Genomic DNA, 11,308 nt, shown 5'->3' with positions numbered 1-11,308 from the left:
CTATTTGGAACTGGGTTTGACTGCTATCCTGGACAAGCAGTGGGCAGAGCGCTTTTGGTGCTGGCATTTCTGTGGGTAATCGCCCTGGCGGGTTTTCTGGTGCTACGCCAAACCCCTAAAACCTCGCCGTTATGGGGCCTGCGGGATTTTTTCTGGCTGCTGCTGCTGGCCCTCAGCGTAGTCAGCCTGCTGGCCGTGGTGGCCCTGGCTACCGGCCTCATCACCATTCAAGGAAACCCCTTCGCACCCCCAGGAGACTAAGTTGCTCTCGACTATGTTTGGCAAAAAGCACCGACCTCAAGCCGCTCGGGACAAACACCCGCAGTTAATCTATGTTTCAAAGCCCGCTTGTACACCTTATGCGGGCGCACCTTAGCAGCATGCGCATTGCGGTCTTGTCGGACATCCACGGCAATCTTCCGGCGCTCGAGGCCGTTCTGGCCGATCTGGGGCAGGTTAGAGCCCATCTGGTGGTCGTCAATGGCGACCTCGTAAACCGGGGGCCTTCCAGCCGCGAAGTGGTGGAGTGCTTGCTCGACCTCAAATCTTCCAGGCAGGGGCACGCCCTCGCACCCGAGGGCTTCTGGTTCACCCTGGGCAACCACGACGATCTGGTGGCCAGATGGGCCCGGCGCGACCCTGCTCTGGCCGAACTCTACAACGATCCCTTGTTTGAACCCACCGCCTGGTCGGTGGCCCAGCTCCCCCAGGCCCACCTGGACTGGGTGGGCAGCCTGCCCTTTCAGGTTGCCATCGAGGAATTCCCCCGGCGGGTCTTTGGGCTGGAGCAAGCAGAGGGGATTGGCGAAAGGGTTCTGGTACGGGCAACCCATGGCTCACCCCGCCACTACCGAGAGGGCTACGATGAACACCAGACTCCGGGCATCCTTACCGAAATCAGTGAAGACTACCCGGCCCGGCTGCTGGTGGGGTCGCATACCCACCGCACCTACATGTACCCGTTGGGCGAGGCCCTGGTACTGAACAGCGGGGCAGTGGGAGCCCCTTTCAACGGCGACGTGCGCGCACAATACGCGGTGGTAGAAATAGGTGAAAACCATCTTCAGGTGGATTTCCGTCAAATTCCCTACAACTTACAGGCTGCGCTGCAAACCTATTACGACTCGGGCCTGATGGAAGAAGGGGGCCTCGGGGCCGAGATTTACTACCAAGAGACCCGCACCGCCCGCTCGCTGCTGATGAACTTCTGGGCGTGGTCGAAGGGTCAAAACCTTCCCCGTGACTGGGACTCCTGGCGGATGTACCAGGCCGCTCACCCCGAGCGATTTAGCTCTCCAAAATGAGCCCTTTGGGCCAGCTTAGGGTTTGGTAAGTAACTTATTTTTAGACCGGTGGATGCCCTTAAAAATACTGCACCCCTCAGGTCGCAGGTCGTATTTCTCTGGGCGGGTGTTGTGTCTCAGATCTCCCTGGCAGCTCTGCGAAGATTGATGGCGTGGGAGGGTATGCGAGCTTAATGCTTTGTTACCAGACCACTGCAGGCATTGCAACCTGCAACTACCTCAAGGGGGTAGACTCGAGGCATGAGCCTCTCCCCCGAGCGCATCCGCGAGTTTGTCATGGCCGGTCATGGCGACCTGGCCAGGGTCCAGGCTATGCTGAACGAAACCCCCGAACTCTTGAATCAGGCCCACCAGTGGCGGCCCGGCGACACCGAAACCGCCATCCAGGGAGCGGCCCATGTGGGCAGCCGGGTCATCGTGGAGTATCTTCTGGCCCGGGGCGCACCGCTGGAAATTTCGACGGCTGCCATGCTGGGGGATACCCGGACCGTGCAGCAGATGCTCGAGGAAAACCCCGCGCGGGCAGCCCATAAGAGCGCCCACGGCATTGCATTGCTGCCCCACGCCGCACTTTCGGGTAAGGAAGAGATGCTCGAGCTGGTCTGGGCGTACGGGGCTCAAGAAGGAAGCAGCATGGCCCTGAGCCTGGCCGTTGGCCGGGGTGATCTGGGGCTGGTGCGCTGGCTGCTGGATCAGACCAGCCCCGACCTGAGCTGGCAGAACTACCAGGGTAAAACCGCCTTGCAGATGGCCCTCGAGGCCGGCCACCACGAAATTGCCGAGCTGCTGCAGCAGCAAGAAGGAGGTTAGTTTGGAGCACCTGCTGGACTTTCTGCTTTCGACCCGCACGGTAGCGGTCTTGGGTGCCCACCCCAACCCCAACAAACCGGCTTTTTATGTGCCCGACTATCTGCATCGCAAGGGGTATAAGCTCCTTCCGGTCAATCCGGGCTATGCGGGGCAGGAACTCTGGGGGCAGACCGTGGTTAGCAGGCTGACCGACCTGGGCGAACCAGTAGACATCCTGAACGTGTTTCGCCGCAGCCAGGCCCTGCCCGACCACCTCGAGGAAATCCTGCACGTCCGGCCCCGGCTGGTCTGGTTGCAGTCGGGAATTATCCACGACGGGTTTGCCGAGACCCTGCAGCAGGCGGGGATGCAGGTAGTGCAGGATCGCTGTTTGATGGTGGTGCATCGGAAGCTCGTAGGCTAGGCTGGCAGCCAGCCGTACCGGATGAACCCGCCTTACAACCGAGGGCCGACCCCTGGCCCATGATTTTTTCCGACTATGCCCAGCGACCTCCACAGCACCCTGTTGACCTGGTATCAACTCCACAAGCGCAAGCTACCGTGGCGGGGGGAGTCAGACCCCTACAGGATTCTGGTGTCGGAAGTCCTGTTGCAGCAGACCAGGGTCGAGCAGGCCATTCCTTATTACCAGCGTTTTTTGCAGCAATTCCCTACCCTGGAAGACCTGGCCAGGGCCGACCAGGAGGCCGTACTCAAAGCCTGGCAGGGTTGTGGCTACTACGCCAGGGCCCGCAACCTGCACAAGCTGGCCCACAAGATTATCTCTGGCAGCCAGCATCTCCCCAGATCGTCCAGTGAATTGCAGGCCCTGCCCGGCATCGGCCCCTACACCGCAGCCGCCGTAGCCTCGATTGCGTTTGGCGAGCCGGTCGCGGCGGCGGATGGCAATGTGCGGCGGGTCTTGTCGCGCTGGAATGCCTGGGAAAATCCAAACCCTAAGCAAGTGCAGGAAGCCGCCGATACCCTGATGGCCGAGCTGGTCTACTGGGGCGGGAGTGTGAACACCTCCGACGGCTCCCTGCCCGGCGACTGGAACCAGGCCCTGATGGAACTGGGCGCTACGGTTTGCACGCCCCAGAACCCGGGCTGCAGGGTCTGCCCAGCGGCCCGGTTTTGCCAGGGGAAAACCCGCCCCGAGCGCTATCCTGCCACCAGAGCGCGCAAACAGAAAGGCCTCGAGGTGGTGGCGCTGGTTTTACAGGGGCCGAAAGGAGTCCACCTCGAGCTGCGCCAGGGCCGCGTTCTGGGTGGACTGTGGGGCTTTCCGATGGAGGAGGGCCCGGGGGCCCTGGGCCGCCTGCTGGCCCGCTTCGGGCTGGACTCCGCCGAGCCCGTGGGCACCGTACGCCACAACTTCACCCACCGCAAACTACACATTCAGGTCTACCAAGCTCACTGGGAGGCCAGGGAAAACCCCAAGAACCGCCCTTTATCGCGGCTGGATCGAAAGATACTGGAACTGATCCGGGCTGGACAGTCTCGCCTGCTTTAATCCATTGCGACCGCTAAACGCAACCCTTCTTCGGCCATCCGGGCATACGTGCCCTGGCCCAGCACGCACAGGCCCAGTCCATACAGACCTTCCAGGCGGTGCAGCCGAAAGGAAGCCGAATCCCACTCAGCCTCGGCAAATACCCTGTACTCGACACGATAGCCGGGGGTTCCGTCCCGCTCGGCAACCTCGGCCTGCTGGGTGGTGAAGGCAAAACCAAGCTGTCTCAGGTGCTGGTAGAGGTCGGGATAGGCCACCTCCGACAGGCGCCCGGCTTCCTCGGCCATGCTGCCAAGGTAGAGTTTGGGCCCCAGAAAACTCCCCACCGCCAGTACCACTGTTGCGGCGGTTTTGCGCGGCCCCTCCCAAGTTTCGATACCCACTGCGGCCTGTCCTTCCAACTGCAACCGGGTCACCGAGAGTTGCAGGAGGTGAATGCGGGAGTGGTTTTCCAGTTTGTACTTGGCCCGGCTGTGCAAAGCCCAGCCCTTGAGACCGTCTTCTCCCACCTCGGCCAGCAAAGAACCCTGGGGGAAGGGGGCCTGGATGGGCGTGAAAGGCAGGAAAACCGAGTCCAGGCTGGTGGTAACCAGCCCGACCCTCCTCCCTTTCATTGCCAGCGCATAGGCCGCCTCGCAGCCCGCAAACCCCGCCCCCACGATGAGTACGTCGTAGTCCACGAGCTAATCATACGCAGTGCGTTCCGTTTGCGAAGAAATCCAGGGTTTTAGGGTTGAGGCCATCAGCACATTGAGATAGCAATATTCGTTGTCTAATCATCGGCTCGTCGCGCTAATCTTCCAGGTACGTGTACCCCACCAGTTCCCGCGCATACAGCTCCATGAACGAGCCTTTCTCCACCGGGGTCAGCTTCTTCGAGGAACGCACCAGCTTCTCGACTGCTTCAGCCAACTCGTCGTCCTCGTAGCCCATCTTCTCAATCACCCGCCGGGCCTTCTCACCCAGGATGAAGCGCTCGATGTCGTAGCCATCCTGGTCTACCATCACGTGGGCCTCGCCAATACGCCCGAAGAGGTTGTGGTTCATGCCCAGAACGTCCTGGTAGGCCCCGGTGAGGAAAACCCCCAGGTAGTAGCGCTCGCCTTCGCGAATTTCGTGGACGGGCAGGGTGTTGCGTACATCGTGGGTATCAATGAAGCGGTCAAACTTGCCATCGCTGTCGCAGGTGATGTCCACCAGGGTGGCCTCGCGGGTGGGGCGCTCGTTCAGGCGTGAGAGCGGCACGATGGGGAACATCTGCTTGATGGCCCAGGAATCGGGCAGGCTCTGGAAGAGGCTGAAGTTGCAGACCAGCTTGTCGGCTAACATTTTTTGCAGGTCTTCGAGTTCGTCGGCGGGGTAGTCGAGCTCCAAAGCCAGCTTGAGGGTCTTGCGGGCAATCTGGTAGAACAGCGCCTCGGCAGCCGCCCGGTCGCGCAGCGAGATCAGGCCCAGGTCGTAGAGGTTCTGGATGGTGTCCTTGTTGGCGAAGGCGTCGTGGTAGACCTCGCGGTAGTTCTTGGCCGAGATGCTTCTGGCCAGGTCGAACATATCCTTGACCACTGGATGGACGTCTTTGGGTTGCTCAACTTTCTCTTCGCCGGGAGGGCGGATGGTATCCACCACTTCCAGCACCAACACACTGTGGTAGGCGGTGATGGCCCGGCCCGACTCGGTGACCAGACTGGGGTGGGGTTCGCCATGAGAGTCGCAGACTTCCATGGTGACGTAGACCAGATCTTCGGCGTACTCGTTCAGGGAGTAGTTGGCCGAGGCGTAGAAGGCGGTTTTGGAGCCGTCGTAGTCTACCGCCAGGCCACCGCCCAGGTTGAGGTAGCGTACAGGGGCCCCCAGTTTGCGTAGCTGCACATAGGTCTGGGCAATCTCGCGCACGGCCTGTTTGATGCGGCGGATGTCGGTAACCTGGCTGCCGATGTGCGAGTGCAACATGGCGATGGTTCCCAGCATTCCGGCCTCGGCCAGCATGTCCACGGCACGAATGATCTCGGGGGTGGTGAAGCCGAATTTGGCGGCCTCGCCGCCCGATTCTTCCCACTGGCCCGAGCCTTTGGTCTTGGGCTTGTACCGGATGCCGATCTGCGGTTCTACCTCGAGCTCCTGGGCAATGCGAATGACCCGGCCCAGTTCGGCGAATTTCTCCAGGGTAATGATGACGTTTTTGCCCAGTTTTTTGCCCATCAGGGCCAGGCGGATGAAGTCGTCGTCTTTGAAGCCATTGCAGGCGATGATGGCCTGGGGATGCAGGTTCTGCGCCAGGATCAGGGCCAGCTCGGCTTTGGAGCCGGCCTCGAGGCCGTGAGCATAAGGCCTCCCGGCCCGGGCAATGGTCTCCACTACCATGCGCCGCTGGTTTACCTTGACCGGATAAAGGCCCCGGTATTCAGCGTCGAAGTGATACTTTTTGATAGCCCGCTTGAAGGCTTCGTTCAGGGCCACCACTCGAGCTTCCAGAATCTGAGGAAAGCGCAGCATTACAGGCAGAGGACGACCTTCATCCCGCAAGTCCTGCACGATCTCATAGAGCGAAGCGCTGGAGCCGCCTTCGCCAGTCGGTGTGACCTCGAGCTCGCCATCCTCTCCCACCCGAAAAAACCCCGCCGCCCAGTGGGGGACGAGGTAGGTTTCTTCGGCATCCTTGGCAGTGTAACGTTTGAGCTTCTCCAACTTGAATCCCGGTCTCCTTAAAGCGCTCTCCTTAAGCAGGAAGGAGGTGGGCGCCCAGGCTACGGTCTGAATGTCTCGGTGCAAGCACAGGGGCAAGCACTACCACGGCATCCACCGTGCGCTGTCCAGAAAAGAGTGTAGGGCAAACTGCCCCAAGATGCTATAGGAAATCGCCATTCAGCGGCAAGGGGCCAAAAGCAGGGAGTAACCAGTCCCAGACTCCAGCTCCCACGCGCTTCTCTCCCCTGCTCACTTTCTCTGCACTATGATGGGGTGCAAGGGGTGAAATCCATGTCTTTAGAGAGCCAGCAGCCGTATAAGCCCAAGCCTCCCTTGGAAATACAACTCTTGATCAGCGGGCAAACCGAGTGGCTCCCACTGGAAAATCCCCGCAACTTACAGACCAGGGCCAGTGTGGAGGGGCATTTTGGCTTTCGCCTCGAGTGCGATGGGTTGGGGTTTCGTCCCCGCGACCACATGGGTCAGTTTTTTGCGCACTTTCTGGTACTCCAAAACTACCTGGCCAGCACCGATCTCAAATACCTTCCCAAAGCTGCGGTTTCGTATCGGATCTTCTCGGACAAAATCGAACTTGAGATCCAGGCCTATCCCGCCGATCTGCCCGCCCTGCCCCAGGGTTTTGCTGGTTGGGAAGGCCGTAATCCCACCCACATGACCTATAATGCCAAACCCAGGGAGTTGCAGGCGCTGGTAGATTTCCTCAAACACTGGGTTCGTTCGTGAGCCAATGGTCTGAAGTTGGAGCGCGAGGTTCTTTGATTTTCTGTTTTTTACATAATCAGATCCGATTCATGGTTTTTAGGAATTTGTATCACAGGGGTGTTACGGGCTGGGCTTGGAGGCAGGTTTATCGTTCTGAAACAGAAAAATACCCTGATTGACAGGGTTGTTTTAGGAGCAATCCGGCGCTGGTTATATTTTGCTAAAAACATAATTTGTGTTATACTGGGGAGGTGAATGCAACCCGCACGAAACCTACCTCCTTCGTCAGGTTCGGCAAAAGCAGCGTACGCGCCACCCCCGACGGACGCATCCACGCCCTTGAGGCCCTCCGCTCTTTGGGTCTGAGCGGGGTCCCAGAAGAACTCGAGGCCCTCGCTCGCGCACATGGGCTGCGCCCCAGCCTGCGCAGCTTTGGCGGGGTGCGCGAGGCCGCGCTTAGCTACACCGAATATGCCATGTTGGTCTTCAGCCTGGATACCCTCGAGGCCCGGCGATGGCGCGGCAGGGCCAGGGAGATCCTGCGGCGCTACCTGGAGGGTGACGTGACCCTGGCCGCCGAGGTGGTCGAGCGCAGCCCCTCGCCCGGGCACCGACGCTGGCTCTCGGCCCGGCTCGAGAGCGTGGAGTCACGCAAGCGCTTCATGTCCACGGTGGCCAAGCACGGCGGCGAGGGCCACATCTACCAGCAGGTCAGCTCGCTTTCCAACCAGAGTGTGCTCAAAATGAACTCCGCGGACTTCCGCCGTGCCCGCAAGGCCCGCAACACCCGCGACGGCATGACCGCCACCGAGCTTTTGCGCCTGAGCTACCTCGAGGCCGCTACCAGCAAGGCCATCGAGCAACGCCGGGCCAGGGGCAACGAGCAAATCCTGCGGCTGCACCGCCAGAACGCCGAGATCGAGCAGCAGCTCTGGGAGCAGACGGAGCAGCCCGACAATCCCGGCGCCTAGCGTCGGGGGGTTGGTGACAGCACATCACCCAGCTCGTTACGGCTCGGGCAGATACCACAGCAGGTCGAGGGCAGGCGGCTTGATGCCCTGGGTGCGCAGCAGCACCGCGATCTGCGCGGTGTGGCGCATCTCGTGAACCATCACATGCCAGAGCAGGCCGTCCACCGTGTATCGCTTCTGGGGGTCGTCGTGCGGACTCAGGACGCGCTGTAACTCTGCGACCGTAAGCGTGGAGAGATACTCGAGGGTGCTCACCTCCACCGCCCGCCAGTAGTCCAGCAGCGTCGGTAGTGCGAAGCCCGCATACTCCGGGCCGCCCTCGGTGCCGTTGAGGACGGGGGTGGTCACGAACACAGGTGCGTCGCGCTGGATGTCCTCGTGCAGCCAGAAGTCCTCCACCGAGGCGATGTGAAACACCAGGTCTTTGATGCAGTGGAAGCGCTCACCGCCCAGCAACGGGCGCGACAGAACCTCATCCGGCACGGCCTCGAGCACTCCCCACAACTCACGGCGGGCATGAACCAGATACTCGTACATCTCGGGAATGTTCATTGCTTCCACTTCTCATCTGAACCGACCTCGAGCCACACCTCTACGGTCTGTCCTGCCCCCAAGCCCTCGGCCTGGCGAACTTTGTCCTTGAGCGGGACGACGTACAGGCCGTCCTTGGGCCACAGCGAGGTCTTCCACTCGGTCTTTCCGATACGGACTTTTACCGGAATCATGCCCCAGCCGTAGGTCAAAAACCGCTCGGCACTCTTGATGGCCTGGCTCTGCTCCTCGGGCACGGTCACAAAGTAGAACGGAGCGGGGCCGCGCCACTCCCAGATTTCACCGCTGAACTCGAGGTTCACTCCATGCCTCCCCCAGGCGGAGGCCAGGCGCCCAGGATGCGCCGCAGCATGACCACCTGCCCGAGGTGGTAGGCGTTGTGGCCGGTAAACCAGACCAGCCTCGCCCCGACCGAGTATTTGCCGCCCAGAATGACACGCTCGAGGTTTTCGGGGTCTCGAGCGATCTCTTTAGCCTGCTCGAGGGCCGCCAGAAACGCGTCCTTAAGGCGCGGCCAATCGTCCGACGTGACAGCCGGCCAGTTTTCAGCCTGGTCAACTTCCGGCTCCGAGCCGGTCTCGATGGTCTGGAGATCGTGCCGCTGCCAGAACAGCATGTGGGCGACCACCTCGGCAATGGAGTGGGGCCAGCCCTCGAGTTTGGTCACCGCCTGCTCGGGAGACAGGTTGTCCAGAGCACGGGTGGCCGGGACGAACGAACTCCACTCCTCAATCAACCCCTCCACAAATTTAGTTGATGCAGCGGTGATAACTTCATCAGTCACTGCTTTCTCCTATAAGCACAGCAGCCGCTATCGCATGGGCCGAGGTGCGGTCGCCGGTCACCACCCGGCGGTGGTAGTCAATCTGGCCCAGATGATAGGCCAGATGAGTGAGGAACTGGAGCAGGGTGAGCCGGGTCGAGAATTCTCCGTCGGCATATCTGACCGGGAATAGCTGGCCCAAGTGGTTCTCGGTCAGGTTTGCGAACCCCGCCAGCACACCCTGCCTGGCCCCCGCCAGCTCCTGCCGGATTTCGCTTCGCGGCACGCCACGCCTGCTGAATTCCGCCGCACGATCCCGCACATATCCGGTATGGCCGAAGGTGGCCCCGAAGAAGTGCTGTAGGCTGCCCGCCAGGTGCAAGAACAGCGTTCCGGCAGGGTTGGGCAGGCCGGGCAGCTCCTTCCAGACGCTGGCGTCGTCGGGGTAGAGATCGAGCTCGCGCCCCAGGGTGGAAATTTCGCGCAGGTAGAGTGCCTTCAGGTTCTGAAGCAGCATATTTCTCCGTTGGTGGGGACCCAACCTTACGCCCAGGTTTCGGTTCGCCACAGACCCCAAATGGCCTTTTCCTCGGTCTCCTCGCTCATCGTGTGGCCCACCGCCTTGAGGGCCAGCTTGATCTGCCCGACATGATAGCCCTCATGCCAGAGCAGGTGCTGGAGCAACAGGATGGGGTGGTCGTAGGCAGCGTTCTTGCCTTTCATGGCCCGGCCGGTGTGCAGCCGGGCCTTCACCGCCTCGCAGACCGCACTCGCACTCTGGTTCAGGGCTTGTTCGATGCGCTCTGGGTCAGGCTCGGCCCGCCCGTCCTGGCCGTCCTTGCCGAAAAGCGGGGACAGACCCTCCGCAAACTCTGGGGCGGTCTGGGAAAGCCAGAACAGCCGGGTCTGGTGAAGGTGTGAAAACTGCACCGAGACGGACGGGCTTCCTTCCATGGCCTTCGCATCCATCCCCCCTTCCGGCAAAGCCCCGAGCAGGTTGAGCAAGATGGTGTTGTTGCGCCCATACGAGTCCAGCAGGGCCTCTAAAACCGAATCCTTCATACCTGCTTCCTCCTGCATAACTTGACTTACGAATATGATTATAACGTATTGGCCTGTAACCAGCGCCCCCTTGTGCGCAGGGGGCGCGAAAAGTCCCCCATAAACGCAATTAAAGCCGGTTTCCGGCTTCGCCCGGTCGCTTTCGGCTCCGAAACACAACGCGGCAGTGGCAGGTTGGGCAGCGGTTTGGCCAAACAAAAACACCCCCCGGGGTGGGAGGTGATATAAGGCAGGCGCAGCAGGTTTTCACTTGATGAAGAGCATCTCCCGGTAGCTGGGCAAGGGCCAGTAGGAATCGGCCAGGACGCGCTCGAGCACATCGGCTGCCTTGCGTACCTCGGTCATTGCGGGCAGCACGTTATCGCGCATATGGTGGGCTTTTTCGTGCACCTCGTCACCCCCCAGTTCGGCGTTTTGTGCCTTGAGCTTCTCCAGGGCATCGGAAAGGGCATCGGTGGCTTCCACGACCTGCTGGATGGTGCGTTCGGCAGCACGGGACTTCACTTCGATCTCCGAGAGTTCAGCCAGGTAGCCCAGGGCGCCGGGCAGAATCTGGGTCTGGGCAATCCACTCGGTGGTCTCGCCTTCAATGTTGACCTGCTTAAAGTAGATGTCGTACATGATCTCCTGGCGGGCGTGAATCTCGCGCTCGTTGAGCACCCCCAGACGGCCAAAGAGCCTGGTGTTTTTCTCGTCGGTAAAGTGTTCAATGGCATCCATGGCCGTGCGAAGGTTCAACAGCCCGCGCTTGGCGGCCTCCTTGTGCCAGGCTGCCGAGTAGCCGTCGCCATTGAAAACGATGCGCTTGTGTTTGGCGTAGGTCTCCTTGATGGTCTCGAGGGCAGCCTGCTCAAAACGCATCTTCTTCTTCATCCTGGCTTCAACCGAGTCCATCAGGGCGTCCACCGCATCGGCCACGATGGTGTTGAGTACGGTGATGGGGAAG

The 11,308-nt window shown here is 60.8% G+C and carries 14 protein-coding genes and 1 pseudogene; 7 read left to right on the top strand and 8 right to left on the bottom strand.

Annotation, left to right across the window (positions count from 1 at the left end; translation table 11 throughout):
• The 5 genes from Q0288_RS11745 to Q0288_RS11725 all read left to right on the top strand — a co-directional run.
• The coding region (locus Q0288_RS11745; protein ID WP_299430624.1) for a hypothetical protein at window positions 1-261 on the top strand (261 nt) is incomplete at its 5' end.
• Window positions 262-380: 119 nt separating this feature from the next.
• A complete protein-coding gene (locus Q0288_RS11740) occupies window positions 381-1,304 on the top strand; it encodes a metallophosphoesterase (protein WP_299430622.1) in 924 nt (307 codons plus the stop codon).
• 240 nt (window positions 1,305-1,544) lie between these two features.
• A complete protein-coding gene (locus tag Q0288_RS11735) occupies window positions 1,545-2,114 on the top strand; it encodes an ankyrin repeat domain-containing protein (protein ID WP_299430620.1) in 570 nt (189 codons plus the stop codon).
• A 1-nt stretch (window position 2,115) separates the two neighbouring features.
• Window positions 2,116-2,517 carry a CoA-binding protein gene (locus Q0288_RS11730; RefSeq protein WP_299430618.1) on the top strand — a complete coding sequence of 134 codons (402 nt, stop codon included), beginning with the start codon at window positions 2,116-2,118 and terminating at the stop codon, window positions 2,515-2,517.
• 75 nt (window positions 2,518-2,592) lie between these two features.
• Window positions 2,593-3,606 (top strand): A/G-specific adenine glycosylase, encoded by a 1,014-nt coding sequence (locus Q0288_RS11725; RefSeq protein ID WP_299430616.1) that lies wholly within the window; start codon window positions 2,593-2,595, stop codon window positions 3,604-3,606.
• On the opposite strand, the gene Q0288_RS11720 is transcribed toward Q0288_RS11725, so the two are convergent.
• Together Q0288_RS11720 and speA are read right to left on the bottom strand one after the other, a co-directional pair.
• A complete protein-coding gene (locus tag Q0288_RS11720; RefSeq protein WP_299430613.1) occupies window positions 3,603-4,286 on the bottom strand; it encodes an FAD-dependent oxidoreductase in 684 nt (227 codons plus the stop codon). The genes Q0288_RS11725 and Q0288_RS11720 overlap by 4 nt on opposite strands.
• Window positions 4,287-4,398: 112 nt before the next feature.
• Complete coding sequence (gene speA / locus Q0288_RS11715; protein WP_299430611.1) at window positions 4,399-6,291, bottom strand: biosynthetic arginine decarboxylase; 1,893 nt, start codon at window positions 6,289-6,291, stop codon at window positions 4,399-4,401.
• 333 nt (window positions 6,292-6,624) lie between these two features.
• On the opposite strand from speA, the gene Q0288_RS11710 reads away from it, so the two are divergent.
• Window positions 6,625-7,035, top strand: coding sequence for a hypothetical protein (locus Q0288_RS11710; protein WP_299430609.1), 411 nt, complete (start codon window positions 6,625-6,627; stop codon window positions 7,033-7,035).
• 230 nt (window positions 7,036-7,265) lie between these two features.
• Complete coding sequence (ddrC, locus tag Q0288_RS11705; RefSeq protein WP_299430607.1) at window positions 7,266-7,985, top strand: DNA damage response protein DdrC; 720 nt, start codon at window positions 7,266-7,268, stop codon at window positions 7,983-7,985.
• Window positions 7,986-8,021: 36 nt separating this feature from the next.
• On the opposite strand, the gene Q0288_RS11700 is transcribed toward ddrC, so the two are convergent.
• The 6 genes and pseudogenes from Q0288_RS11700 to Q0288_RS11675 form a co-directional block, all read right to left on the bottom strand.
• Complete coding sequence (locus Q0288_RS11700; RefSeq protein WP_299430605.1) at window positions 8,022-8,537, bottom strand: DinB family protein; 516 nt, start codon at window positions 8,535-8,537, stop codon at window positions 8,022-8,024.
• Window positions 8,534-8,839, bottom strand: coding sequence for a DUF1905 domain-containing protein (locus Q0288_RS11695; RefSeq protein ID WP_299430603.1), 306 nt, complete (start codon window positions 8,837-8,839; stop codon window positions 8,534-8,536). The genes Q0288_RS11700 and Q0288_RS11695 overlap by 4 nt, the downstream gene beginning before the upstream one ends.
• Complete coding sequence (locus Q0288_RS11690) at window positions 8,836-9,321, bottom strand: DinB family protein (RefSeq protein ID WP_299430601.1); 486 nt, start codon at window positions 9,319-9,321, stop codon at window positions 8,836-8,838. The genes Q0288_RS11695 and Q0288_RS11690 overlap by 4 nt, the downstream gene beginning before the upstream one ends.
• Window positions 9,314-9,817, bottom strand: a complete 504-nt coding sequence (locus Q0288_RS11685) for a DinB family protein (RefSeq protein ID WP_299430599.1) — start codon at window positions 9,815-9,817, stop codon at window positions 9,314-9,316. The genes Q0288_RS11690 and Q0288_RS11685 overlap by 8 nt, the downstream gene beginning before the upstream one ends.
• Before the next feature lie 26 nt (window positions 9,818-9,843).
• Complete coding sequence (locus Q0288_RS11680) at window positions 9,844-10,362, bottom strand: DinB family protein (RefSeq protein WP_299430597.1); 519 nt, start codon at window positions 10,360-10,362, stop codon at window positions 9,844-9,846.
• Window positions 10,363-10,608: 246 nt separating this feature from the next.
• A pseudogene (locus Q0288_RS11675) lies at window positions 10,609-11,308 on the bottom strand (glutamine synthetase type III); the annotation flags it as partial.

Source organism: uncultured Meiothermus sp., assembly GCF_937863175.1.
GTDB lineage: Bacteria > Deinococcota > Deinococci > Deinococcales > Thermaceae > Meiothermus.
Note: the sequence above shows the minus strand (reverse complement) of the source record. Positions and strands in the feature narration are given on the sequence as shown.

Coding starts and splice junctions, on each gene's coding strand:
- Q0288_RS11740 (WP_299430622.1), top strand. CDS start 381: ATGCGCATTGCGGTCTTGTCGGACATCCACGGCAATCTTCCGGCGCTC.
- Q0288_RS11735 (WP_299430620.1), top strand. CDS start 1,545: ATGAGCCTCTCCCCCGAGCGCATCCGCGAGTTTGTCATGGCCGGTCAT.
- Q0288_RS11725 (WP_299430616.1), top strand. CDS start 2,593: ATGCCCAGCGACCTCCACAGCACCCTGTTGACCTGGTATCAACTCCAC.
- Q0288_RS11700 (WP_299430605.1), bottom strand. CDS start 8,537: ATGAACATTCCCGAGATGTACGAGTATCTGGTTCATGCCCGCCGTGAG.
- Q0288_RS11685 (WP_299430599.1), bottom strand. CDS start 9,817: ATGCTGCTTCAGAACCTGAAGGCACTCTACCTGCGCGAAATTTCCACC.
- Q0288_RS11680 (WP_299430597.1), bottom strand. CDS start 10,362: ATGAAGGATTCGGTTTTAGAGGCCCTGCTGGACTCGTATGGGCGCAAC.